The following is a 25161-nucleotide window of genomic DNA, read 5'->3' on the forward strand; positions in this document are numbered from 1 at the left end:
TTCTGATTTAAGTATTGTATTCGAGTATGTTTATAATCAGGAGGTTTATATGAGCAATCAAACTACTACACATCATGTGAAAATGACAACAGCAGATCCATCTGGAATCGGTCTATTTGGATTAGCGATGGTAACACTTGTAGCATCATCTCAAAAGTTAGGCTTAACAGATGGCGTTTCACTTGTATTACCATGGGCAATCTTTTTAGGAGGATTTGCACAAATCTTTGCATGCATTCACGATGCAAAGCACAACAATACGTTCGGTACAACAGCATTTGGTGCGTACGGCCTATTTTGGTTAGGTGTTGGAATGACTTGGTTAATTCAACTTGGAGTATTTGGTGAAAAATTAGCCCAAACTGCAGATTCAAAACAGCTCGGTGTAGCCTTTATCGGATACTTGATTTTCACGATCTTTATGACAATTGGTGCAATGGAAACACATAAAGTATTATTTATGATTTTCGTCCTTATTGATTTCTTATTTATCGGTCTTTCATTAAGTACTTTAGGTGTTATGCCGCACGCAATGCATAATTTAGCAGCGTATTCTGAACTATGTATTTCATTATTATCTTTCTATGGTTCAGCAGCAGCTGTGTTAAATACACACTTCGGAAAAGTTGTATTACCAGTTGGAAAACCCTTTGGTATTTTTAAAAAGTAATAAAAAAGAACAGATGATTGTATAGTCATCTGTTCTTTTTTTTATGGAATAAAATAAAATAGCAAAAAATATAATTGAAATTGATTCTCATTATTAATATAATGAGAATGAGAATCATTTATTGTAAGAGGGGGATGCCAAAGTGGCGAAAATTTTAATAGCGTATGCAAGTATGTCAGGGAATACAGAGAGTATTGCTGATTTAATTAAAGTAAGTTTAGATGCCTTTGATCATGAAGTAGTATTACAAGAGATGGAAGGTATGGATGCTGAAGAATTATTAGCTTATGATGGAATCATTTTAGGATCTTATACGTGGGGTGATGGTGAATTACCATTTGAAGCGGAAGATTTCCATGATGAGTTAGAAAATATAGATTTGACGGGTAAAAAAGTGGCTGTTTTTGGATCAGGTGATACGGCGTATGAACTGTTTTGTGAAGCGGTAACGATATTTGAAGAACGTCTTGTAAAATGTGGGGCAGAACTTGTACAAGAAGGATTGAAAATTGAATTAGCTCCAGAAGATAAAGAAGACGTTGAAAAATGCAGTGATTTTGCAATTGCTTTTGCCGAGAAGTTCTAGGAACGGGAGTGTCAACGTGGAAACAATGTTAAGTGCAACTGCTATTACAAAGTTAAGAGATGGAAAGCTTTTGTTAGCTACTACATATAATGGTTTATTCATTGAAAAAGATGGAGAATGGAAACAGGCTTTAACTGGTTTCCAAAAACGAATTCGAGATTTACATAGTGAAGGTAACGTAGTTTACGGAGTAGGGGACGAAGGAGTTTTTATTCGTAGTATGAATGGTGGAGAAACGTGGACGATCCAGCGCTTTCCAACGAAAGCAACGAGCTGGAATGTATGTAGTAATGAGAATGGAACAGTAATTGCTCATGGAGATAAAACACTATATCATTCTAATGATTTTGGTTCCACATGGGAGATTATTCAGCCATTTCTTAATTACGGTAGTGAGGCACCATCTATTCGATCATTATTTTTATATAAACATTACTTATTTATCGGTACGAAAATACATACTAAATATGGTGGTGTTTGGCTTTTTGATTTAGAGACACGTAAATTAAAAAGGATTAAAATAGCGATGAATCAGATGATTTCTGCGTTGACTATACATAATTCCTATTTAGTAGCGGCAAGTGGATCGTGCAAGGGGATTAGCGGAAATATTTCTTTTTGCAGAATAGATGAGAGTATCGAAAGTGATAAAATAGGTTGGCATACATGTCAAAGTGAACAAAAAGCGAGTAGTTATTTAGATTTAAGTGTGGATCAACATGTGTTATATACAACGTCAACGCAAAATAAGGCGGGAATTAGCACTGTTTGCCGTGTGCTTCTTGAAGAAGGAATTGTTACAGTATGTGATTCGGTTAAAGGGCATGGTTGGCGCATTGTTAATGAAAAAGAAGGCTATGTTGTAGCTGGATCAGGTGAATTAAAAACGATGCAGTGGAAAAAAAAAGCTGTATAACTTTAAAAAAACTTTACTTTTATTATATTGATATGATATAGTTACTTTAAACCATTTTACTTTTAATAATATAGAGATTTAAATGAGCTGTAACTTCCGAGGAGGATAGCAATGTTAAATCTCCTCTGGGGTTGCAGTTTTTTAATATATGATGTATTATTGTAAAGTGGTTGAAAATGAATATGTACATATAGGTACATTGTAGGAGGATTTTTTAAATGCAAAACGGTAAAGTAAAATGGTTTAACGCAGAAAAAGGTTTCGGTTTCATCGAGGTTGAAGGCGGAGAAGACGTATTCGTTCATTTCTCAGCTATCCAAGGCGACGGCTTCAAATCTTTAGAAGAAGGTCAAGAAGTTACTTTCGAAGTAGAACAAGGTAACCGTGGACCTCAAGCTACAAACGTAAACAAGAAGTAATTATGAAAAAAAGAAGGGCTTGCCCTTCTTTTTTTTTGCGTTTTTATTGAATATCCTCCTATGTACATGTAATAATAAGACTGAATTTTTGATTTTTATGCGAAGTTTTTCATGCATAAAGTGCATTAATAAATAAATACTGAAAATAAAGTATGTGTGTGAAAAGGAATTTAGAAAGAGGTAAATAAATTGAAAAACGCTACACACTTCATTGTGTTTGATATTGAAAGGAATTTTAGGCCGTATAAATCAGAAGATCCGTCAGAAATAGTTGATATTGGAGCTGTAAAAATAGATGTGAGTACAATGAAGGTTATTGGAGAATTTTCAGAGTTAGTAAAACCAAGTGCCCCATTAACTCGTCATACAACAAAATTAACTGGAATTACAAAGAAAGATTTAATAGGTGTAGGGAATTTCCCTCAAATTATAGAGAAATTTATTCAGTTCATCGGAGAAGATTCAATATTTGTTTCATGGGGAAAAGAAGATTACCGTTTTCTATCTCAAGATTGTACATTATACGGTGTAGAATGCCCATGTATGGAAAAAGAGAGCAGATTTGATGTGCAAAAATTTGTTTTTCAGGCGTATGAAGAATTATTTGAGCATACACCAAGTTTACAATTTGCAGTGGATCAGCTCCGCTTAACGTGGGAAGGGAAGCAGCACCGGGCTTTAGCAGATGCTGAGAATACAGCAAATATCTTTCTGAAAGTATATGACGAGAGAGATATTAACAAGCGATACAAGAGACATGGTGAGCTTGAACTTGTAAAGAACGGAAAACTAACAGAAAAAGCGAAAAAAAGGATGCGGAAATGGGTGTTTAAAGAACTGAGAAAAAATACAGAGCGTCCTTTTGTATGGAATGCATTTGAAAGTAGTGACACGTGGGAAAGTATAACGGAAAGATATTATATAAGTGAATCAGCAGTAGAACTTCTGAAAAAACACTTTCCTACTGCGGTGAGAAAAGCGGAGCGGCAGCTTAGGTATTTGGCTGAGATGGAGAAAGTAGTAGAAGAAAGTTAGTAATAAAATTTATTTTATTCATATGTACAACTAGACTTCAGGATTAAGTTGCTGAAGTTTAGTTGGAGAATTCACGGCTTGTCCTGTATTATTAATGGAATATTTTGTTGTTTTTAGTACGGATATACATAGAAAAGAGTGTAGTTTAATGGAAGTAATCTTTAACATTTTAACCGTTTTAGTTTTTTTGATAATATTTACCACACTATTTGCACTAATTACACTTCCTTTCATAGCAAAGAAGAAGAATTGGAAAAAGCTTAATATATCTTTAGCTCGTGGTGTATTAAAGATTAAAATCGAAGAGTAAGGTAAGAGTCTTATACAAGGGAGGTGTGATAGTGATAGACTTGGAAATCAAAGATGTCACCGTACAGATGGAATTAAATGGTGTCTTTTGGAATGAGGATGGAATTGCTGAAATGATGGTGACTACAAAAGCGGAGCATTCTCTTATTCTTCGTCTAGTAGTTGACTTAGAAAGTAAAACGATTCGTGCGATGAATGCCGAGATAGTGGGTGGGTTCTGTCCTCTATGTAAACAGAAAAGGAACGAATGTAGTGAACTTAATGACGTGCAAAATAAAATGGATATTTTAGAAGAAGCCTACGATTGGGTGAGAGAGCATCCGGAATATCGTTTTCAATTATCTTTTTACGAGTACAATAAATTTGAGGTAGTAAAGTGAAATTTTCATTTTAACAACATACATAATGACTAAAAGGAAAAACACCAAAAACTTATAGAAGGACTTGGTCAACTAGGAATATTGAAGTAGATGTCTCTCATGGAAATACGCTTGTACAACAAGGAAGGAATCTGCTTGATTCTACAAGAAATGTCATCTTGGACCAAAAATATTTTTTGAAAATAAGCATATTTGTTATAAAGAAGAAAAACCGATTCTTAGTAGAATCGGTTTTTAGTATAAATGTCAACTATGTCCCAAATAAAAGAGCGCTTGTTAATAGAGCTCAGTAAAAATAGGTATATGGAAGCATTTATTCGATCCCATTCGGATCATAAGAATACTGCTGTTTATTCTCAATCCGCTCAATTACGTCTTGTAATTCATCCGGCTTCAAAAACTCAATTGGAGAGAAGCCTTTCTCAAACGTAAGTGTATCAGCCTCAATCATTAATACATATCGGTCGTTTACCTTTGCAATATGTATTAGGTCTCCGAAATCAGCAAGCAAAGCCTTCACAGAGATATGATCTGCTTTTAGCTTTAATTCCACTTCAGGGGCGTGCTCGACGATTTGAGCGGTAGCTTCCATTACTTCTTCTGTTGAAAATTGTTCCATAATTTCGCGTTTCGGACTGGCAGCCCATACTTCCATCGCTTGGTCGAACTGTTCACGTTCTTCAGTACCTTCTTCAAATACATCTTCAATTTGGTCGTATACCATGTCCATTACTTGTGTTTTCATAATTTCAGGCATAGAGCGTTCGTATTCGACGAATTTTAAGAAGTCTTCAAAGTAGCGGGCGTGTGATGCTTGGTGTATTTTTAGTTCGCCAGGCTCCACCATACCTTCTTCAGGCATGTATGGGTACTGGATAGATTTCATATTCTTTGTTGTGATGGCCATTTCAACGTTACGAATAAGTGTTGATTCATCAGAAATGGAAGCAACCTTTGGTTCGAAGTCACATTTCATTACGAATACGAATGGATCATCAAAGTATTTGCGTAGTTTTGCTTGAGCGATTAAAAACACACCACCACGTACAGCGCTTGTGTCAAGGTATGTATAAACGAGAGGTTCGCTCATATCTTTGAAGTTTTCTTTTGTTTCTGCAAAGCGAATACGATTAAATAAGTTGTAATGAGGGTTTGAATCGAGTTCATGCCCTTCTTCTACAATAAAGCGACCGATCTTCGTTGGGGCTTGTTCTGTTTTTGCGTGACGTTCTACTTTTCGCTTTGAAATTTTTAATAATTCACCATTCAAAAATTCTTTTAAAGAGCTATCTTCATACTCTTCAGCGTCTAATGTTTGAAAATGTTTATAGCGCTTATCAACTGCTTCACCTTTTCCTTCTACTTGTACTACATAAAAGGAAAGAAAATTTATTTCAAAATCCATATTTATCACCTTGTTTCATTTCATTAACTCTTATCAGTATAGAGATGGAAAAAACTTTCGTCAATTTATATAAGGAAGGGGGAGCCCCTTCCTTATATATTTGTTATTTTCGAAATTAAAATCCGTCTTCTAATGCTGAAAATGGAATATTTAGCCTATTTTCTACTGTACGTAAACGCTGATTTAAGCGGTTTAATCTACGCGTATGACGCTCAACTGTGTTTTCTAGTTGACGTACTCTTTGCTCAAGCTCATTTACTCGTCTTTCTAATTGACGGTTTCCAGTACCAGGGAAAGAGATTGGAAGTTGAAATTGTCGATTTTGATCATATGGATTAACTTGTTCTGTTTGATCTATATATTGTTGGTATTGTGCCTGTAAATCATACTGAGGTTGGTAACCATATTGGTTATATGGATCATAAGGATTGTAGGGATACATAAAAACATCCTCCATTTCTTTATAATAGGTTAAATTCATCATAATGTATGTGCAAAAGCGGAGTAGTGGCACGGCAAATACCTATATACCTGAAGTGAATGATTGTTTTTACCGATAAAAGCTCGGTTTAAGTTGTTAATAATGATCACATATGAGAAAGCGGTATTGCGGTTTCTGAAGCATGCAGGTGAATAGAGAGGTGAAATGAAAGGGTGTTACATTTGTATTTCATCTGTTGAATGGTATATACTGGATGGAGATAGGTTGCATAAAAGTTACAATTTTATCAAACTCGAAAATTTATATAAATATGTATAGACATTTACAAAAGAAAAGAGTAATTTTAATAGAGTAAAAAACAACTTGTAACATTTTCTAAATATATTGTAAAATGATTGTAACAAAAGATACATAAAAATGAAATAATACATAAGAAATAATGTTGGGGAAAAGGAGAGAGTATATTGTTCCGAAAAATAAAGGGTATATTAGTAGGGGTGCTATGCGTAGCTGTAGTAAGTGGTTGTGGTACAAAAGTAAGTGATGTGGCATTAGTAAGTGATTTTGGTGGGAATGTTGTAGAGGCTAAGGCTGATGTGCAGGATTCAATTAGCTTAGTGGATGGGCGTACTGGTACTGAAGTGAAAAAAATAGACTTATCGAGTTTAGGTTATTTTGAAGATGAGGCGAAATTCAAAAAATCCGTAACGAAGGTTGCAGGTGAAGTCGGGAAAAGTGTTGACAAAAAGATGGTCCCTTCACGTATAGCATCTGATGGATCATGGCAAGAAGGAAAGCCTTCTTTTGAATTAATGGAAAAAGAATTAGTAGATAAATTATTAAACGTTGGTATGTGGGATTCTTCATATCAGTTACCTATCGTTGAGAAAAAGCCTACCGCAACATTAAGTGATGCGCAAGGAAGTGGCACGGTAATTGGTAGATATGAAACGAATTTAGGTGGATCAGCAGGTGGCCGTATTGAGAATATTCGTTTGTCGGCAGCGAGCATAAATGGAGTTGTATTAGCAAAAGGAGACAGTTTCTCTTTCAATGCATTAATCGGTGATACAACGCCAGATAAAGGATATCAATTAGGTAAAGAAATTGTCGATGGTAAATTAGTAGATGGTTATGGTGGTGGCGTTTGTCAAACATCATCAACGCTATACAATGCAGCAGATCAAGCTGGTTTGAAAATGGTAGAGAGAACTACACATTCTAAAACAGTAGGTTATGTCCCTCAGGGAAGAGATGCAACAATTGCTTATCCATATTTAGACTTAGTATTTGAAAATACGAATGATGCTCCTGTTAAGCTTTATATGGGCATTCAGGGCGGAAAGTTAGTTGCTGAAGTACATAAGATGAAATAAATATGTAGTTAAAGGATAAGAAAGTAAAATATTTATAGTTTCTATAATTAAATCCATCTCTTCTGAATTTCAGAGGAGATGGATTTTTGTCATTAATGGCCTTCCTTAAAAAACTATGAATTCTGATTTTTCTTATTTACATAGTGTGTTTTTAGTTGTATCCTTCATAGTAACGGCGATGTTAGTTTGTTTTGAAATAAAGGATTAGGAGAGGAAGTTATTCATGGTACAAATTCATCCGAAAACACGTATTGGTCATGTCGAATTTAAAGTAAAAGATTTAGAGCGTCAAATTGCTTTTTATGAGAATGTAGTAGGGTTAGAGGTAAGTAAGGAAGACGGGAATAAAGCATATTTAACAGGAAAAGGTGGTAAGAATACGTTACTTGTTCTTGAGCAGTTGGAAGATGCAGCGCTACAAGAACCGCGTACGACGGGTATATATCACGTTGCCTTTTTAGTTCCGACTCGTGAAGCTTTTGCTTCGGCACTATTTGGTGTTATTCGCAATAAAAAGGTAATTGATAGTCCGGCTGAGCAAGAAGGACGTTATACATATTCAAATGAAATTTTGCCAATTTCAAGATTTAATAGTGCAAGTGATCATACGTATAGTGAGGCGTTTTATTTACAAGATTTAGAGGGGAATGGTATCGAGATTTATGCAGATCGCCCTCGAGGTCAATGGGGAGAAGGGCCAGGGGGAAGTACGCCACTAGATTTAAAAGAACTGGCAACGCTCGTTAATTATGAGTTTGATGGATTACCTGCTGACACTGTCGTTGGGCACGTCCATTTACGAATAGCTGATGTAGAAAAGTCACATGAGTTTTATGTAGATACAGTAGGTTTTGAAGTACAACAGCGTGAAGATGATTGCTTATTTATTTCGGCAGGAGGGTATCATCACCATATTGGTGCAAATACGTGGAACGGGGTAAATAATCCACATCCACCAGCACATGCAACTGGACTAAAAGTGTATACGATAGTACTACCGCATAAAGAAGCGTTAGATGAAGTGAAAGAAAGATTAATAGAAAAACAACATGAAATAAATGAAACTACAAATGGATTTACTGTAGTAGATCCAAGTGGTATTACAGTGCAGTTTGAAATAGAAGCAGTATAAAAGGAAAAAGGAGCCAGAAAGTGTTTAATCACTTTCTGGCTTGTTTTTGATTATTTAGAGCTCAATCCAATACCTTCTCACAACATTCCCATCTTCTTCAGTGAAATCATCATCACGGAGACCGCCGTTATGTAAAATCGTTTTCTCTGAAGCAGTATTCACTTCGTCGCAAACGACAAGTGCTTTCGTGATGTTTAATTCTTTCGTTTTTTCTAATGATAACTCTAGTAACTTTGTAGCATAACCTTTTCTTCTTTCAGAAGGGCGAATACCATAACCGATATGGCCTCCAGCATTAAATAAATGCTCCGTCAAACTATGACGAATATTAACAGCTCCTACAATTTTATTTTCATTTGTAACAAGCCAATAAGTAGAATCTGGTATCCAAGTTTCAGGAATATTTATTCCGTTATGTGCGTCGTGTAATTCTTGAATCATTGCCGTGAAATTAGAAGGATTTTTTGAAATAACCCATGGAATCATCGTTTCACCGCTATCTTTCCATTCGTTATAAAAATCTAAGTATTCTTCTTGTAAATCAGTAGTAGGTGTAAGTAAAGAGACGTTCATTGTTAGTAAACTCCTTTTATTTATGTTTTATTTCACAAAAATTATGATATAAAATGAAAGCGTTTCCTGATTTTCTCAACCTCATTTCATGCAACTCATATACCATTTTTAACTGAAAATAAGTTAGACGTTGAACTTTAAAGTTTTTTTGTATGAGAAGTAGGTTGTTTTATTTATGTTAATATTTTAAATATTAACATAAATAAGTTGAGATATTAAGTATATTTTAATGAAATGCTTTTATATCGATAAACGGATGTTTGTGATAATTTTTGTTTTATCTATCTATAATGAATGAAAGGGGAAATGCCCGTGAGCTTACATATTGATTTTATTATACGAATCGGTGTTGCCGGTTTATTAGGAGCAATAATTGGAATTGAAAGGGAAATTCGCTCAAAAGAAGCGGGATTAAAAACACATTTCCTAGTAGCCGTAGGGAGTGCTTTAATAATGGTCGTTTCGAAATATGCTTTTTCGGATATTGTGTTTGAAGAACATATGGCTCTTGATCCGAGCCGGATTGCAGCGCAAGTTGTTAGTGGAGTTGGATTTTTAGGTGCAGGTACAATCATTATTCAAAAGCAGGCAGTGAAAGGATTAACGACAGCGGCTGGTTTATGGGCTACAGCAGGAATAGGGCTAGCAATTGGAGCAGGTATGTATGTTGTAGGGATTGGAGCGATGATTCTCGTTTTGATTGGTTTAGAGATTGTAAGTCGTATTTTTAAGGTGCAATTTTTATTTCCGCAAAATATAACGGTGCAAATGTGTATAAATAAACACGAAGCGGTACAACAAATAGTAGAGACGCTACGAGTGAAAGGTATTCCATTAATTTCATATGAAGTTGAAGCCTTACAGCAAGATACAGAAATAGTTTATAAGGTAGGAATGCAATTGAAAAATATATCGTCAGAAGAAAAGAATGCATTTATTCAGCATATGCAAACATTGCCGGAAATTACGTTTATAAAGTTAAAATCATAGTGTTGAAATAGAGGATAGATGTAGCAGGAATTTCGCTATTATCTATCCTTTTTTGACATAAATCACATGTGAAGTCAAGTGTTAATTTCGCTTTGAATGGATACATGTGTGAACGTTCCCTTCTTTTTTCTCAATACAGAATAAATAGTCAGAATAGTAAAATAATGGAGCGGGACACTAAAAAATGTAAGGTAGGGGAGAGCATGAAAGGCTATTCAAAAAAAGTTTTAGTAGGGGTAAGTTTTGCTAGTTTAATGTTAGGGAGTTTTCAAGGAAGCATATTGGCGGAAGATACTAAGGGAGAGCAAGTTTCATATCGAAATGTGCTAAAAATGGAGCCGGTTGGTGTACAACTGCCCGTGGAAGAATTAGCTCATTCATCGAAAGTATTAGAAAGCAAGTCTTTTGAGAAAAGGCTACAATTTGCTGATTTATCGCAAAGACCGCCTGAAGTAAAAAAGGAAAGTAAGCAATTAGCTGTAGCAAAAACTTATACAATTGCTGAATTAAATCAATTAAGCAATCAACAATTAGTAGATTTACTTGTAACAATCGATTGGGAGCAAATTACGGGGCTATTTCAGTTTAATAAGGACAGTCTTGCATTCTATCAAAATGATAGTAGGATGCAGGCAATTATTGATAAATTGAAGCAGCAAGGACAGGCTTATACGCAAGACGATTCAAAAGGGATTGAGACATTAGTGGAAGTTTTGCGATCAGGGTTTTATTTAGGGTTTTATAATACAGAATTAAGTAAATTAAATGAACGTAGCTATCATGACAAGTGCTTACCTGCATTAAAAACGATTGCGAACAATCCAAATTTCAAACTCGGTACGTTAGAACAAAATAAAGTTGTATCATCATATGGGAAATTAATGGGAAATGCTTCGAGTGATGTGGAAACGATAACATCGGCTGCAAAGATTTTTAAGCAATATAATGATAATTTTTCTACATTGGTAGATAATCTTTCAGCTGGAAATGCGATTTACGATATTATGCAAGGTGTTGATTACGATATTCAATCGTATTTGTACGATACGAGAAAAGCACCGAAAGATACAGTATGGTACCAAAAAATAGATAGTTATATTAATGAGTTAAGTAGATTTGCGTTAATGGGAACGATTACAGAGAAAAACGGATGGCTTATTAATAATGGCATTTATTATACAGGTAGACTCGGCACATTCCATAGTACAGGGACAAAAGGATTACAAGTTGTAACAGATGCGATGAAAATCTATCCTTATTTAGGTGAGCAATATTTCGTAGCAGCTGAGCAAATTACGACGAATTATGGCGGGAAAGATGCAAACGGTAACGTTGTTAATTTAGATCAAATACGAGAAGATGGGAAGAAAAAGTATTTGCCGAAAACGTATACGTTTGATGATGGTGCAATTGTTTTAAAAGCGGGAGATAAAGTGACTGAGGAGAAAGTTAAACGTTTATATTGGGCAGCAAAAGAAGTGAAGGCACAATTCCATCGTACGGTTGAAAGTGACCAACCGTTAGAAAAAGGAAATCCAGATGATGTATTAACGATGGTTATTTATAATAGCCCGGCTGAATATCAATTTAATCGTCAATTGTACGGGTATGAAACGAATAACGGCGGTCTTTATATAGAAGGAACAGGTACGTTCTTTACTTATGAACGTACGCCAGAAGAAAGTATTTATAGTTTAGAAGAATTGTTCCGACATGAATTCACGCATTATTTACAAGGTAGATATGAAGTGCCAGGACTTTGGGGACAAGGTAAGATGTATGAGAATGAGAGATTATCTTGGTTTGAAGAAGGGGATGCTGAGTTTTTTGCAGGTGCAACGAGAACGGACAACGTCGTTCCAAGAAAGAGTATTATAGGAGGACTATCTTCGAATCCAGCAGAACGTTATACCGCAGAGCGAACGTTAAATGCAAAGTATGGAACGTGGGATTTCTATAATTATTCCTTTGCTTTACAATCGTATATGTACAATAAGAGATACGATATGTTTGATAAAGTTCATGATCTTATTAGGGAAAATGATGTAACAGCATATGATGCATATCGCTCTGCTTTAAGTAAAGATGCGAATTTAAATAAAGAGTATCAAGACTATATGCAAATGTTAGTAGACAACCGTGAGAAATATAATGTTCCGTTAGTGTCAGATGATTATTTAGCAACTCATGCACCGAAACCAGTTTCAGATATTGCCGCAGAAATTACAGCGGAAGCAAAATTAAGTAATGTATCAGTAAAGAAAAATAAATCACAATTCTTTAATACATTTACACTGCAAGGAACGTATACAGGTACTGCTGCAAAAGGAGAAAATGAAGACTGGAAAACAATTACGCAAAACGTTAATGATACGTTAAAACGTTTAAGTGCAAAAGAATGGACAGGCTATAAAACTGTAACAGCATACTTTGTGAATTATCGTGTGAATGCATCAGGGCAATTTGAATATGATGTTGTGTTCCACGGTATTAATACAGAAGAAGGTGCAGTGAATAGAGCGCCGGTCGCGGTTATAAATGGTCCGTATAGCGGACATACGAATGAAGCGATCTCGTTTAAAAGCGATGGATCAAAAGATGAAGATGGGAAAATTATTTCTTATAAATGGGAGCTTGGTGATGGTACTGTAAGTAATGAACAAAATCCAACTCACGTTTATACAAAAGAAGGGACGTATACAGCTAAATTAACAGTAACAGACGATAAAGGGTTAACTAATACTGCTACAACAAGTGTAACGGTTCAAAAGAAAGAAGATAACAGTGTAGAAAAAGAGCCAAATAATTCATTCCAAACGGCAAATAAACTGCAGTTAAATCAAGTTTTACGTGCTAGTTTAGGAAACGGTGATACGAGTGATTACTTTGAAATAAATATAGAAACTGCGAAAAACCTTCAAATTAATGTAACGAAGGAAAATAATATCGGAGTAAACTGGGTTCTTTATTCAGAAGCAGATTTAAATAATTATGTTACGTATGCACAGCAACAAGGAAATAAATTAGTAGGTAGTTACTATACGTATCCAGGGAAGTACTATTTACATGTATACCAGTATGGTGGTGGAACAGGGAATTATACGGTAGAAGTGAAGTGAAAAAAAGGGTCGCCATGAATGGCGACCCTTTTTTGTTATGCGTTATACCCGAATAATTTTAGATCTTCTTCTGAGTCTGAAATTATTTTTTCGAATCGCAATCCTACTTTTTCTAACAGCGTGCCTGAAGCAACATTATCTATAGAAGTAATTGCTACAATTCGTTTCAGTCCGAGCTTTTGTACACCGTATTCGATTACTGCAGCAGCTGATTCATAGCCGTACCCTTTTGAACGGAATTTTTCTAAAAAAGCAAAGCCGATATCAACATCTTCTAATGAATCTCTTTTAATAAGGCCGCACATACCAAGTGGAGTGAAATCTTCTTTTCGTTCAACTAAGTAAAGACCAAAGCCCATTTTATTGTACATATCGACGGGTCCATTTAAGATGTATTTTTTTGCATCTTCTAAGTTTTTAATGCCTTTATCACCAATAAATTGAATCCATGCAGGATCATTTACTAATTCAAGAATAAACGGAGCATCTTTTACATCGAGCCAGCGAAGAGTGAGTCTTTCAGTTTCAAGAACTATCAATCTATTGCACCACCTTTAAAAGTTATAACAATTAGTATGGATTGTGCGAAATAAAAGTGCAAGTTATTTTAATTGAGAGTTACTGTTCACATAAAGTTCGATTGTTTTGTATAAAAGGATATTTTATAATTAGGATTGATTGTAAAGAGTGAGATACTTATACAATGACTCCTAGGAAACTAGGAGTTTTTACTATATAACTATCATTATTACTAAATATGACACACTACACATTCTACTCAAGGAGGTACATAATGAAGAAATTATATAATGCATCGTTTACTTATTTGATTATCGGTTTATTGTCAGGAATATTTGCTAGGGAGTATGGGAAATATAAAGGGATTTTAGGCTCTACTTTATTAAATCTTTTGCATACGCATACGTTAGTACTTGGCTTTTTCTTCTTTTTAATTGCTTTAGGATTGGCGAAAGTATTCGCGTTTCATGAAGTGAAAGGATTTAATAACTGGTTTATTTTACATAATATCGCATTAACTTTAATGTTAGGTTCGCTAGCAGCGAGAGGACTTCTTCAACTAAATGGAGCGGACTTTAAAGGGTTAACTTATATTGTAGGGTTCTCTCATTCTATGATGGCATTTACTTTAGTTTGGTTTATGATTTTATTGAAAAAATCGTCTAAAATATAGTTTTAAAAAAGAACTTGTAGGGAATACTGCAAGTTCTTTTTTTATATAAAACCTCAGGAATCTAACTATTCTGATTATTATGTATAAAGATGGTATAATTAATGCAGAGTAAATAATATAAAAGGAGAGTGCGTAATGGAAATAACAATTGAGCGATTAGTAAATGAATTAAAGGATGTACTTCCTGAAGATCAAGTAGTGGTTAATAAGACAGTAAGAGAGTTACATAGTAAAGATGAATCTTACCATAATAGTAGTTTACCTGATGTAGTTGTTTTTCCAAAAACAATGGAAGAGGTTAGAGCAATAATGAAAGTAGCGAGTGAGCATAAAAAACCTGTCATTCCATTTGGAGTAGGTTCTAGTTTAGAAGGTCATATAATTCCTTATGAAAAGGGGATTACAGTTGATTTTTCATTAATGAACAAAATACTTGAAATAAGAGAGAAAGATTTTCTTGTGAAAGTACAACCAGGAGTGACTCGTTCTCAGCTCAATAAAGAATTGAAAAAGTACGGTTTGTTTTTTAGTGTAGATCCAGGTGCAGATGCAACGTTAGGAGGCATGGCTGCTACGAATGCGAGCGGAACGACAGCGGTTAAGTATGGCGTAATGCGTGATCAAGTTCGTGATTTAGAAGTGGTGCTTGCTGATGGGCAAGTGATACATACTGGCAATTTAGCGGCGAAGTCATCATCAGGTTATCATTTAAATGGTATTTTCGTAGGATCAGAGGGTACGCTTGGATGCTTTACAGAGCTAACATTAAAAGTATACGGCATACCAGAACATGTTATGGCTGCGAGAGCATCGTTTCCAACTATAAATGATGCAGTAGAAGCTGTTATTAACATACTACAAGCTGGTATTCCAATTGCGAGAATAGAGCTTGTTGATGAACTATCTATGAAACAAGTAAATCATTATAACGAAACGAATTACAGAGAAGAACCAACACTGTTTTTAGAGTTTCACGGAAATGAAGCGGGATTAACGCAAGATATCGAGTTTACGAAGGAAATTGTTTTTGATCATAAATGTAAAGAAGTTGCTTTTGAAACTGAAACTGCGGCAAGAAATAAATTATGGGATGCAAGACATAACTTAGCTTATTCTTACGTTCATAGTTACCCTGGTAAAAAGCTAATGAGTACAGATGTATGTGTGCCAATTTCAGAGTTAGCTGGCGCGATTCAAAATGCGAAAGAGACGTTAGATAAGGTGGGCCTTGTTGGTGGTATTCTTGGCCATGTAGGAGACGGGAATTTTCACGTGCTCTTAATGATTGATCCAAATGATAAAGATGAAGTGAAAAAAGCGGACGAAATAAATGAAAGTATTGTACTGTATGCTCTTAAGCGTGGCGGAACTTGTACAGGAGAGCATGGCGTTGGAATAGGAAAGCAGAAGTATCAAGAAGAAGAACATGGTGCGGCATTATTGGTAATGGAGAAAATAAAGAAAGCTCTTGATCCGCAAAATATTTTAAATCCGAATAAAATTTTCAAGCTAGCAGATAAGGAATGATAAATTTTTGAGAAACGAATTATACACTTTGAAGGATTGGTCGTCTTATTAGCTGCGATTTATATATATGCATTATGTGGATTTAGTTGGTTATTATTTATCGTATTACTTTTTGCACCTGATTTAGCAATGGTGGCGTACGCTATTAACAAACGTGTTGGTGCACAAATTTATAATCTATTTCACACATATATCATATCAATATTACTTGTTTTAATAGGGGTCTATTTAAAGATGGATACGATTTTAATGATTGGTTTAATATGGACAGCACATATTGGAATGGATCGAATGCTTGGGTATGGATTGAAGTATGAAACTGATTTTAAGGATACGCATATTCAGAGGTTATAAAAGTGATTTGAGAAGGGTGGTCAATTGAAACAATTTATTACTGTTGAGAAATATAATACACAATGGGAAAGTGAATTTTGTAAATTACAGACGTTGATTAATAACGTAATGGGAGAACTCATTTTTTCTATAGAGCACGTTGGGAGTACATCTGTTAAAGGCCTTGCTTCTAAACCGATATTAGATGTCGATGTTGTAATAGAAGATTATGATGTTTTTCCAAAAGTAATAAAGAGACTTGAACAGGTAGGTTATTTTCATCAAGAAGAGTGGAGTTTTAAGGGGAGAGAGGCTTTTGGGAGAAAGGGTCAATATGTTCCGAGGGACGGGAAGAATACAATTTGGATGGAACATCATTTATATGTATGCGATAAGAATAGTGAAGAGTTAAGAAGACATGTAGCGTTTCGTGAGTATCTTCGTGGAAATCCAAACGTTGTTATTGAATATGGAAAGCTAAAGAAAGAATTAGCAGAAACGGCGGAAAATCGCTTAAATTATAGCTTAGGTAAAACGGAATTTATTGAATATGTATTAGAAAAAGCTATGAAGGATCGTTGAATAAGGGAGTTTGTATAAATAAAAAAATTGACTAAGGTGGCAGAAATCATATAATGCCACCTATTATTTTTGAAACAAAGGTTTTACTATATGCACTGACCTTATAAAACAATTATCATCTGTCCCTGCCCAATAATAAATCTCGTAAATATAATGGGAAATAAGAAGATAAGAAAAGAGGGAGCTTATGTACATACCAAAACATTTCACTATACAAGATGAAGAGACGAAGTACGAAATGATTGAACAAAATAGCTTTGCAACTTTATTTTCTCAACATAACGGAGCACCGTACGCAACGCATTTACCGTTATTGTTAAATAGGGAAACACTTACTTTATCCGGGCATTTTGCACGTCCAAATGAGCAGTGGAAAGATAGTGGAAATCAACAAGTGTTAGCTATTTTTCAAGGGCCACATAGTTACATCTCTCCGTCATGGTATGAAACAAATAAAGCAGTACCAACATGGAACTATGTTGCGGTGCATGTATATGGGGAGTTAGAAATTGTTGAAGATGAACAGGAATTAATAGATTCTCTTCAAGATTTAGTACATAAATATGAAAATCCAAAGAGCACGTACTCACTGAATAATGTAGATCCGAATTATATGGAAGGATTAAGTAGGGGAATAGTTGGGTTCAGAATAAAGATAAATAAAATAGAAGGGAAAGCGAAGTTAAGTCAAAATCATTCTGTGGAGAGAAGAGAATTAGTTATAGAAGAACTTGAGAAAGTTGGGAGTGAAGGGAGCAGGGGGATTGCAGGGTTGATGAAGGAAATAGAGTGATTTCATATGAAACAAAGGGATATTTCTATTTTTGTAGAAATATCTTTTACTTGAAAGAAAAACTGCCTCCGTAGCTCTAGAAGGGAAGAGCGCCGGAAAACAGTGTAGAACCGGGTCGCAAGGCGAAGGTTTCAGAAGCACCGAAAAGCAAATAAGCTGAGACAGGTGAAACTCCTGTCGGTGAAATTCCGTAGGGAAGCGTGTTCCCCTTAGCCTATGCTTATGAAAGGAGTGCGGGTTCGAATCCCGTCGGAGGCATATAGAAAACCGTATATTAAGAAATAGTTTGTCTTTGTTATACTCATTTAATGGTAAAATTAAAGTTAGGATATTTTATAGTGGGAAACAAAATGGAAGTGTTTTTAGTAGCCATCTTTTCAGCGATTATCATAATGATGACTGTTTTTGTTATAACAAAGGCTTGTTTTACGGGGGACAAGAGGAATGATATATCATTTCGGAAATTTTTTTTATTAAGTGTTTCAATTATGATAGGCTGTTTAGTATCATGGGTGTTACCGTTTGGCTATGAAAAAATATTGGATTATATTAACTAAATAAGTGCATTTAAAGAGACCTTCTTAATTGAAGGTCTTTCATTTTTTAAAGTGCTTTTTCAGCTGTTGTTGTGTTGTAGTCTTTACTTACCTCAACGGATTGAACAAAGTCAGGTCTTTGTGGTGCCGGGAAATCCGCATGGCCTGCTTGATATGTAAATGAACTATTGAGACCGATAGATACAATACTTAGAACAGATAACCCTAAAACGATAGAACTAATTTTTTTATCATTTTAATGCCCCTTTCTCAAATGTTTTTTCTTTTGCTTGTAACGCTTTATGAAAATACTCACTTGCTTTTATATGATTATTTTCATCGTAAAGTTTAATAGCTAACTTTTCTGAATATTCTTGAGTGTAGTTATATAAAGATTCTTTGTCGAAATACGTAATTCCTTCAAGAATAATTTTTTCTAAGTCTTCAGTTGACTCGTTATTGTTAAGGGACTCTAAAATTTTAAAGTGAAGCATATATTCTTCATTCTTAAGTTCTGTACAAATTTTCAATCCTTTTTTAATAAATTCTGAAGCGATATTTATTTCACCAAGTTTAGAATGTTCTCTTGCTTGTAAGAAAATTGCTTTAAAATGTGTCGGCATTTTTGTTGTCACTTCAGATAGATGACGAATAGCTAATGTCGATAAGTTTTGGTTAGCATATAGCCATCCTAAGTTATTACGCACTCTTAATAGTAATGATTCTTCATCCTGTTTCTGTAAAATATTGATTGCTGAATTATATTTTTCCTCTGCTTGCTCGTATTGTTTTAAATATACAAATGCTGCACCTAATACGCTTTCACAAGAGGCGACGTTCTTTTCATACCCTACAGCTTTTATGAAGAATTCTTTCGCTTTGGTTGCATATTCAATAGCTTCAATTGGCTGGTAAAAGTGATAATGGAAAATAGCCATTCGATAATTAAATTCACCTTTTTCTAGATCATCAATGGCATTTAGCAGTAGTGTTCCAGCCTTTTCATAATGTTCACTTGCTAAATTATAACTTGTTGTTAAAGTAGCATGAATAGCTTTAAATAAATGATAGTAGTAAGAAAGTGAATGGTTAGATGAGATTGCATAAGAATCTATCTTATCAAAACTATGTTTTGAAATGCTTAAACTATCTGCTAAAACTTTAAATCGAAAGTCTAGTAATGAATGATATAATGCTAAGTTTTCATCTTCTTCAAAGTTTAGTTCCTTTTCCTCAATTTCATGCTTTAAATTCGTTGCCTGTGAAACATCTTGCTTTAGCATAGCTAAATACCAATCATTAAATAGTTTTGTAATTTGTTCATTACCTTGTAGTTGAACGTTCATGAAATCCCCTCACTTTTTGAATATTCTTATAAAGTATATTATCAAAAATAATAATATTTAGAAATGGGGTTTTATATTTCTCAATATTTGTTTAGTGGATTTATTATTAAACAAATTGGAATAAAGTCAGTTTTGTTCTTTAGTTTAAGGGAGGGGAGTGTGGAATATAGTAAGGATAACTATAAAATGCTTCAGTCTATCTGTTTAAAAGGGAAGTGTATAAAAAAAGTGTGTTCACACAATTTGTATGAACACACTTTTTTACATATGAAACAATCACGTCCCACAAAAAGTACGATAAGGGCGATTCGACGGCGCTGGAGGCATGCAGTAATCCGCTTGTTCTTGAGAATATTCATAAGGATTTGCTAAAGCTTGAAGAAGTTTCTCCATTACGCTATAGTCTCCATCTTTAACAGCTGCTTCTAGTGCTTCTTCTACTCTGTGGTTGCGAGGGATGATTACTGGGTTGTTATTTTTCATTAATTTGTATGCATCATCTTTCGATTCTTTTTGTCTTTCTAACCGAGATTGCCATAGCTCGTACCATTCTTTAAATTCAGGACTTTCAAATAAAGGTGCATTTTCTAATATATTGACAGTTAATGCACGGAATGTATTTGTATAATCTGCTTTATATTTTTCCATTGCTTTTAAAAGTTTCTCAATAAGTGATTGATCTTGCTCTTCATTGCTAAATAGTCCTAATTTCTTCTTTATTCCGAGGAACCAATTGTTTTCGTACTGCACGCTAAACTTTGAAATTTCATCTTGTGCAATTTTTAGTGCTTCTTCTTCATCTTCATGTAGTATCGGTATTAAAGATTCAGCTAAACGTGCGAGATCCCATGCAGCCATATATGGTTGATTTCCGTATGCATAACGGCCTTGTGTGTCAATAGAGCTAAATACTGTTCCTTGATTATAACTATCCATAAAGGCACATGGACCGTAATCAATCGTTTCACCGCTAATCGTTATATTGTCAGTGTTCATTACGCCGTGAATGAAGCCAACGAGTTGCCATTTTACGATAAGGCTTGCTTGTCTCTTAATGACTTCTTGTAGTAGTGCGACATATGGATTTTCAGTAGATTCAACCTCTGGATAATGTCTTTTTATCGTATAATCAGCTAAAGCTTTGAGATCTTCGATTGAGCCTCGAGCTGCGGCGTATTGGAATGTTCCAACGCGTATATGACTGCTTGCAACTCTAGTTAAAATAGCTCCAGGTAACTTCGTTTCGCGATAGATTGGTTCGCCAGTTGAGACTACTGCTAAACTGCGAGTAGTTGGAATATCAAGCGCGTACATCGCTTCACTAATAATATACTCACGTAGCATTGGACCGAGTGCAGCACGACCATCACCGCGGCGTGAATATGGAGTTGGACCGGAACCTTTCAATTGAATATCAAACCGTTCGCCTGAAGGAGTAATTTGTTCTCCAATTAAAAGGGCACGACCATCTCCTAACATGTTGAAATGACCAAATTGGTGCCCAGCATACGCTTGAGCTAGTGGATGAGCTCCTTCTGGAATAGTATTACCAGCTAAAATGGCGATTTCAGCGTCCTTTTTTAGTTCCTCAGGATTAAAGCCAAGAGATATTGCTAAAGAATTATTTAGTTTAATTAACTCCGGTGAGTGTACAGGAGTTGGGGGGATTTCTGTATAAAATGATTGTGGTAAAGTCGTATAACTATTATCTAAATTCCAACCTGCTTCATTATTTTTAGTCATTTTATCTCCTCCTTGTTTATTTTTTTATTATGTATTTGTACGTATGTATTCTTTGTAAAATTAGCTAAAAGTATAATATGATATTTCCCCTTGAAATCTATTGTAAGGACTTCATTGCACTATGTCTATTTAACAGCAAATAATAAAACTCCATTTTAAAAAAATGGAGTTTTATTATTATTTGATTTTTACAATTATCTTTCCTTTTGCTCTTCCAGACTCTGAATATTCCATTGCTTTTTGAGTATCTTCAAAAGGGAAAATGCGATCGATTATAGGTTTGATTTGTCCAGATTCAATATACTTTGCAATTATACGTAATTGATCTCCGCTTGGTTTCATAAACAAAAACGAATATTGAGCATTATGCTTTTTTCAAGTGCAGTAAGTTTTTTGCTTGCTAATGAAAATAAGAGTGTTTTGAAAAATCCTGAACCAAATTCTTTACCGAAGCGAGCATTCGGCATTCCTGAAACGGAAACAATGTTCCCTTCGCTTTTTATAATATCGAATGATTTTTCAAGTGTTGTACCGCCAAGTGTATCAAATACCGCATCATAATTTTTCAGTATATCTTCAAACTTTTCTTTTTTGTAATTAATAATTTCATCTGCGCCAAGAGACTTTACTAAATTTTCACCAGCTTCACTAGCAGTTGTTGCAACAGTGGCACCCATTATTTTTGCTAACTGAATTGCGAAAGTACCAACACCGCCGGATCCAGCGTGAATCAAAATCTTTTGTCCTTTTTGTAATTGCATGATGTCATGTAATGCTTGATATGATGTTAAGCCAACGAGTGGAATCGACGCCGCTTCCTCAAAAGTTAAATTTTTCGGTTTTAAGGCTATATCATCTTCATGAATGGCTATATATTCCGCAAAAGTACCGATCTTATCTTTTCTTGGACGTGCATATATTTCATCACCAACTTTAAATTGAGTCACCTTTGTTCCGACTTTTACAATGACACCAGAAAAGTCATTACCAAGAATAAGGGGCATTTTATATTTAAGTAACAACTTCACTTTTCCATCGCGTATTTTAAAATCAATTGGGTTAATGCTAGCTGCATGAATTTCTGCGAGCACCTCATACTCATTTATTTCAGGGGTGGGCATCTCAGTCATGCGCATTGGAACTTTCCCATACTTATCAATCACCATTGCTCTCATTTCTTATACCTCCAAATTTCAATAAAAGTTTTGCAGTAGCTTCTCAATATCTAATACAAGATTTTTTAATAATCCTAATTTTGTACGTATGTCAATATAATAAAAGTTCTTTGTACCTTCTTTACGCATTAAAATAATACCAGCTTCTCGTAAAATCTTAAGGTGATGTGATACTGCTGGTCGAGAAAGGTGTGTTTGTTTAGTGATTTCGCCAACACGTAATCCAGTTTGACATTCTGTTTTCATTAGAACTAACAAAATAGCTTGACGTGTTTCGTCACCAATTACCACTAATACTTTTTGACAATTAATAAAATCTTCTTTAATAACATTTAATTGTTCTTGTTTATTCATTTCAATCACTATACCTCCAATAATTAGTCGAAAGGTTTAAGATGATGAACCATTACATCGATACGGTAATGCTACATGAATGTTGTATGAGCTGCAATATTGAGAAAGAAAATCGAGACGAATCCATTTTTACGTATTGAAAATTATGGAGTATTTATTATAAGGAATAGAAGGATATATATATATATTTTCTATAGTAATTAATGAATTCAAAAGGTAGGAAATGATTTAACAATGCGTTGTCTGCCGAGGATAAAGGGTAGCCATTTAACAATAAAATAAGCGGTCGTAACCTTGTATAATTTACAAGGTTACGACCGCTTATTTTATTGTTATTATTTTTGATGTCTATATCAGAGAATAGTTCAAAGTAAAGTAGAGCCTTCTTTTTTATCCTTTCATACACACACAAATTAAGTGACTTGTAGATGTATGAAAGGATAAAAGTAATTTGGGGCGTAATCTATCTATATGATAATTCAAAATGAAATATAAGTCTATATTTTTGTTGGTTTTTTGATTATATTTATGTCACTGAGCTCAGAAGAATATATGTGGAGGGAAAATGTATGGAATCGAAACATGTACCAGTTTTAATTGTTGGAGGGGGATTATCAGGATTATCGTCTGCATTATTTCTTGCGAAACATAACATTGATTATGTACTTATTGAAAGGCATCCGTCTACTGCGATTCATCCGAAAGCGGGTGGAATTACATTTCGCACAATGGAATTATTCCGAGAACTGGGTCTAGAAAAAGGAAGTAGATTAGCTGGTAAAGCATTAGAGAATTGTCACGGGAGAATTGCAGTTCAAACAATAGCTGAGGTAAAGCATGAAGAGTTGGAACAAATAAGGGCGGCGCAGTATGAAAATAACGAAAATTCATTTCGTAAAGTGGAAGAGATTAGCCCATCAAAACAAACTGCTTGTTATCAAATTACTTTAGAAGAGATGATGTTACAATGCGCGAAAAAATTAGGCGGAGAGCTATCTTTTTATCATGAACTGGTTTCTTATGAACAAAATGAGAACGGAGTAATAGCAACTATTCGAAATCGTGACACGAAAGAAGATAGCATGATTCATTGTGATTATGTAATTGCAGCAGATGGAGCGAAAAGTAAAATACGTGAACAGCTAGGTATTCTAACTGAGGGCCGTGGTACAATCGGTGGTTATTATATGAACATATATTTTGAAGCGGATTTGAGTGAATTTATTAAAGGAGACGCATTCGGTTTTACTATGATACTTCATCCAGAAGTAATTGGTGCGCTTATTCCAGTCGATAACGAAAGTAAATGGATTTATCATGTAGCTTATGATCCAGTAAAAGGGGAGCGACCAGAGGATTTCTCTATAGAACGCTGTAAACAAATTATTCAAACTGCAATTGGAAGTACGGATATTAAGCCAGAAATAGTAAGTGTTTTGCCGTGGGAAGCGAGTGAAAGTACAGCGGTAAAATTTCAGGACAATCGCATCTTTTTAGTTGGTGACTCAGCGCATATTATGCCGCCAACAGGAGGATTCGGTTCAAATACAGGAATACAAGATGCACATAATTTAGCTTGGAAATTAGCGGCTGTTATAAAAGGGAAAGCAAATCCAAAATTGTTAGAAACGTATCATGACGAGAGATATCCTGTTGCAAAATTAACGACCGCTTATGCAAGTAGTTTACTGTTTCGTGCTGCGAATAGAGAGGAAGGCAGTTTGAATAATATAGATGGTTTAGCTGTTACAGTTGGATATCAGTATTGTTCAGAGGCGATTATAGATAATTCAGTCACTCCACATAGAATGGATAGCATAGAGTTGAACGGAAGACCTGGAACGCGAGCGCCACATTTATGGGGAACGTATGAAGGGAAGGAAGTTTCTATATTAGACTTATTCGGTAACAGTTTTGTATTACTTACAAGAGTAGAAAATAGTTCTTGGGCTGAAGCAGCACATACTGTTTCAGCTAAATTAGGAATAAATATAAAAGGGTATCGTGTTGGCTTAAGTGGAGACTTTATTGCTCCAGAAGATATTTTTAGCAAATTATATGGTATAGAGAATGGAGGTGCTGTATTAATTAGACCAGATGGCTTTATAGGATGGTGTTCGGAAAAAGCGGTAGTAAATCCAGATATAGTATTGGACGAGGTAATGGGAATTTTATTATGTGATTTTTAAGTGAAAATAGAAGTATTGTCTTATATGGGACAATACTTC

Annotated in this window: 25 protein-coding genes and 1 pseudogene; 17 read left to right on the forward strand and 9 right to left on the reverse strand. The window is 34.8% G+C overall.

The window, feature by feature from the left end; translation table 11 throughout:
* The first annotated feature begins 49 nt into the window (after nt 1–49).
* The 6 genes from JFU54_RS14400 (at nt 50) to JFU54_RS14425 (ending at nt 4315) form a co-directional block, all read left to right on the forward strand.
* Nucleotides 50–670 (forward strand): acetate uptake transporter, encoded by a 621-nt coding sequence (locus JFU54_RS14400; protein ID WP_000070943.1) that lies wholly within the window; start codon nt 50–52, stop codon nt 668–670.
* 142 nt (nt 671–812) lie between these two features.
* Nucleotides 813–1256 (forward strand): flavodoxin, encoded by a 444-nt coding sequence (locus tag JFU54_RS14405; protein WP_001062757.1) that lies wholly within the window; start codon nt 813–815, stop codon nt 1254–1256.
* A gap of 16 nt (nt 1257–1272) precedes the next feature.
* Entirely contained in the window at nt 1273–2172 is a 900-nt protein-coding gene (locus JFU54_RS14410) for a WD40/YVTN/BNR-like repeat-containing protein (RefSeq protein WP_201064889.1), read from the forward strand.
* A 218-nt stretch (nt 2173–2390) separates the two neighbouring features.
* On the forward strand, nt 2391–2591 hold the full coding sequence (gene cspB, locus JFU54_RS14415; RefSeq protein WP_001179147.1) for a cold shock-like protein CspB: 201 nt from the start codon (nt 2391–2393) through the stop codon (nt 2589–2591).
* A 189-nt stretch (nt 2592–2780) separates the two neighbouring features.
* Nucleotides 2781–3626 carry an exonuclease gene (locus tag JFU54_RS14420; RefSeq protein ID WP_201064891.1) on the forward strand — a complete coding sequence of 282 codons (846 nt, stop codon included), beginning with the start codon at nt 2781–2783 and terminating at the stop codon, nt 3624–3626.
* A 341-nt stretch (nt 3627–3967) separates the two neighbouring features.
* Nucleotides 3968–4315 (forward strand): hypothetical protein, encoded by a 348-nt coding sequence (locus JFU54_RS14425; RefSeq protein ID WP_002087722.1) that lies wholly within the window; start codon nt 3968–3970, stop codon nt 4313–4315.
* Nucleotides 4316–4628: 313 nt separating this feature from the next.
* Here JFU54_RS14425 and JFU54_RS14430 read toward each other — a convergent pair whose 3' ends face one another.
* A complete protein-coding gene (locus JFU54_RS14430; RefSeq protein ID WP_002014380.1) occupies nt 4629–5720 on the reverse strand; it encodes a DUF3900 domain-containing protein in 1092 nt (363 codons plus the stop codon).
* 115 nt (nt 5721–5835) lie between these two features.
* The gene (locus JFU54_RS14435; RefSeq protein ID WP_002087720.1) at nt 5836–6162 is read right to left on the reverse strand and encodes a hypothetical protein; all 327 of its coding nucleotides are present in this window, start codon (nt 6160–6162) and stop codon (nt 5836–5838) included.
* A 464-nt stretch (nt 6163–6626) separates the two neighbouring features.
* Here JFU54_RS14435 and JFU54_RS14440 point away from each other — a divergent pair, with 464 nt between their 5' ends.
* A complete protein-coding gene (locus JFU54_RS14440) occupies nt 6627–7538 on the forward strand; it encodes a VanW family protein (RefSeq protein ID WP_002128453.1) in 912 nt (303 codons plus the stop codon).
* A gap of 223 nt (nt 7539–7761) precedes the next feature.
* On the forward strand, nt 7762–8670 hold the full coding sequence (locus tag JFU54_RS14445; RefSeq protein WP_002033610.1) for a VOC family protein: 909 nt from the start codon (nt 7762–7764) through the stop codon (nt 8668–8670).
* Between the two features lie 54 nt (nt 8671–8724).
* Here the strand turns inward: JFU54_RS14445 and JFU54_RS14450 are convergent, their stop codons facing one another.
* Nucleotides 8725–9243 (reverse strand): GNAT family N-acetyltransferase, encoded by a 519-nt coding sequence (locus JFU54_RS14450; RefSeq protein WP_201064893.1) that lies wholly within the window; start codon nt 9241–9243, stop codon nt 8725–8727.
* 312 nt (nt 9244–9555) lie between these two features.
* Between JFU54_RS14450 and JFU54_RS14455 the strand changes: the two genes are divergently transcribed.
* Together JFU54_RS14455 and colA are read left to right on the forward strand one after the other, a co-directional pair.
* Complete coding sequence (locus JFU54_RS14455) at nt 9556–10233, forward strand: MgtC/SapB family protein (protein WP_201064895.1); 678 nt, start codon at nt 9556–9558, stop codon at nt 10231–10233.
* A gap of 203 nt (nt 10234–10436) precedes the next feature.
* Nucleotides 10437–13352, forward strand: a complete 2916-nt coding sequence (gene colA, locus JFU54_RS14460; RefSeq protein WP_201064906.1) for a collagenase ColA — start codon at nt 10437–10439, stop codon at nt 13350–13352.
* Nucleotides 13353–13387: 35 nt separating this feature from the next.
* Here colA and JFU54_RS14465 read toward each other — a convergent pair whose 3' ends face one another.
* Entirely contained in the window at nt 13388–13891 is a 504-nt protein-coding gene (locus JFU54_RS14465) for a GNAT family N-acetyltransferase (RefSeq protein WP_201064909.1), read from the reverse strand.
* A 254-nt stretch (nt 13892–14145) separates the two neighbouring features.
* Here JFU54_RS14465 and JFU54_RS14470 point away from each other — a divergent pair, with 254 nt between their 5' ends.
* The 6 genes from JFU54_RS14470 (at nt 14146) to JFU54_RS30210 (ending at nt 18336) form a co-directional block, all read left to right on the forward strand.
* Nucleotides 14146–14544 (forward strand): DUF2871 family protein, encoded by a 399-nt coding sequence (locus tag JFU54_RS14470; protein ID WP_002033617.1) that lies wholly within the window; start codon nt 14146–14148, stop codon nt 14542–14544.
* Nucleotides 14545–14679: 135 nt separating this feature from the next.
* The gene (locus tag JFU54_RS14475; RefSeq protein ID WP_044439985.1) at nt 14680–16071 is read left to right on the forward strand and encodes an FAD-binding oxidoreductase; all 1392 of its coding nucleotides are present in this window, start codon (nt 14680–14682) and stop codon (nt 16069–16071) included.
* A gap of 3 nt (nt 16072–16074) precedes the next feature.
* Nucleotides 16075–16425 (forward strand): DUF4260 domain-containing protein, encoded by a 351-nt coding sequence (locus JFU54_RS14480; RefSeq protein WP_201065600.1) that lies wholly within the window; start codon nt 16075–16077, stop codon nt 16423–16425.
* A 24-nt stretch (nt 16426–16449) separates the two neighbouring features.
* A complete protein-coding gene (locus tag JFU54_RS14485) occupies nt 16450–16986 on the forward strand; it encodes a GrpB family protein (RefSeq protein WP_201064911.1) in 537 nt (178 codons plus the stop codon).
* A gap of 187 nt (nt 16987–17173) precedes the next feature.
* The gene (locus JFU54_RS14490; protein WP_201064913.1) at nt 17174–17779 is read left to right on the forward strand and encodes an FMN-binding negative transcriptional regulator; all 606 of its coding nucleotides are present in this window, start codon (nt 17174–17176) and stop codon (nt 17777–17779) included.
* 350 nt (nt 17780–18129) lie between these two features.
* Entirely contained in the window at nt 18130–18336 is a 207-nt protein-coding gene (locus JFU54_RS30210; protein WP_307838308.1) for a hypothetical protein, read from the forward strand.
* Between the two features lie 46 nt (nt 18337–18382).
* Here the strand turns inward: JFU54_RS30210 and JFU54_RS14495 are convergent, their stop codons facing one another.
* The 5 genes and pseudogenes from JFU54_RS14495 to JFU54_RS14515 all read right to left on the reverse strand — a co-directional run bounded on the left by JFU54_RS14495 (nt 18383) and on the right by JFU54_RS14515 (nt 22942).
* Nucleotides 18383–18559 carry a Phr family secreted Rap phosphatase inhibitor gene (locus JFU54_RS14495; protein ID WP_201065603.1) on the reverse strand — a complete coding sequence of 59 codons (177 nt, stop codon included), beginning with the start codon at nt 18557–18559 and terminating at the stop codon, nt 18383–18385.
* 7 nt (nt 18560–18566) lie between these two features.
* Complete coding sequence (locus tag JFU54_RS14500; RefSeq protein ID WP_002142644.1) at nt 18567–19661, reverse strand: response regulator aspartate phosphatase; 1095 nt, start codon at nt 19659–19661, stop codon at nt 18567–18569.
* Nucleotides 19662–19937: 276 nt separating this feature from the next.
* Nucleotides 19938–21404, reverse strand: coding sequence for a protein adenylyltransferase SelO (locus JFU54_RS14505; protein ID WP_201064916.1), 1467 nt, complete (start codon nt 21402–21404; stop codon nt 19938–19940).
* 177 nt (nt 21405–21581) lie between these two features.
* A pseudogene (locus JFU54_RS14510) lies at nt 21582–22579 on the reverse strand (NADP-dependent oxidoreductase).
* 18 nt (nt 22580–22597) lie between these two features.
* Complete coding sequence (locus JFU54_RS14515; protein ID WP_201064919.1) at nt 22598–22942, reverse strand: ArsR/SmtB family transcription factor; 345 nt, start codon at nt 22940–22942, stop codon at nt 22598–22600.
* Between the two features lie 560 nt (nt 22943–23502).
* Here JFU54_RS14515 and JFU54_RS14520 point away from each other — a divergent pair.
* Nucleotides 23503–25122 (forward strand): FAD-dependent oxidoreductase, encoded by a 1620-nt coding sequence (locus tag JFU54_RS14520; RefSeq protein ID WP_201064922.1) that lies wholly within the window; start codon nt 23503–23505, stop codon nt 25120–25122.
* The last annotated feature ends 39 nt before the right edge of the window (nt 25123–25161 follow it).

It is taken from the genome of Bacillus sp. TH19 (assembly GCF_016651075.1).
Taxonomy (GTDB): Bacteria; Bacillota; Bacilli; order Bacillales; family Bacillaceae_G; genus Bacillus_A; species Bacillus_A mycoides.

Excerpts from the sequence above, each read along its gene's own strand:
- JFU54_RS30210 (WP_307838308.1), top strand. The coding sequence starts at position 18,130 with ATGGAAGTGTTTTTAGTAGCCATCTTTTCAGCGATTATCATAATGATG.
- JFU54_RS14490 (WP_201064913.1), top strand. The coding sequence starts at position 17,174 with ATGTACATACCAAAACATTTCACTATACAAGATGAAGAGACGAAGTAC.
- JFU54_RS14475 (WP_044439985.1), top strand. The coding sequence starts at position 14,680 with ATGGAAATAACAATTGAGCGATTAGTAAATGAATTAAAGGATGTACTT.
- colA (WP_201064906.1), top strand. The coding sequence starts at position 10,437 with ATGAAAGGCTATTCAAAAAAAGTTTTAGTAGGGGTAAGTTTTGCTAGT.
- JFU54_RS14430 (WP_002014380.1), bottom strand. The coding sequence starts at position 5,720 with ATGGATTTTGAAATAAATTTTCTTTCCTTTTATGTAGTACAAGTAGAA.
- JFU54_RS14505 (WP_201064916.1), bottom strand. The coding sequence starts at position 21,404 with ATGACTAAAAATAATGAAGCAGGTTGGAATTTAGATAATAGTTATACG.
- JFU54_RS14470 (WP_002033617.1), top strand. The coding sequence starts at position 14,146 with ATGAAGAAATTATATAATGCATCGTTTACTTATTTGATTATCGGTTTA.
- JFU54_RS14520 (WP_201064922.1), top strand. The coding sequence starts at position 23,503 with ATGGAATCGAAACATGTACCAGTTTTAATTGTTGGAGGGGGATTATCA.
- JFU54_RS14400 (WP_000070943.1), top strand. The coding sequence starts at position 50 with ATGAGCAATCAAACTACTACACATCATGTGAAAATGACAACAGCAGAT.
- JFU54_RS14500 (WP_002142644.1), bottom strand. The coding sequence starts at position 19,661 with ATGAACGTTCAACTACAAGGTAATGAACAAATTACAAAACTATTTAAT.
- JFU54_RS14445 (WP_002033610.1), top strand. The coding sequence starts at position 7,762 with ATGGTACAAATTCATCCGAAAACACGTATTGGTCATGTCGAATTTAAA.
- JFU54_RS14450 (WP_201064893.1), bottom strand. The coding sequence starts at position 9,243 with ATGAACGTCTCTTTACTTACACCTACTACTGATTTACAAGAAGAATAC.
- JFU54_RS14435 (WP_002087720.1), bottom strand. The coding sequence starts at position 6,162 with ATGTATCCCTACAATCCTTATGATCCATATAACCAATATGGTTACCAA.
- cspB (WP_001179147.1), top strand. The coding sequence starts at position 2,391 with ATGCAAAACGGTAAAGTAAAATGGTTTAACGCAGAAAAAGGTTTCGGT.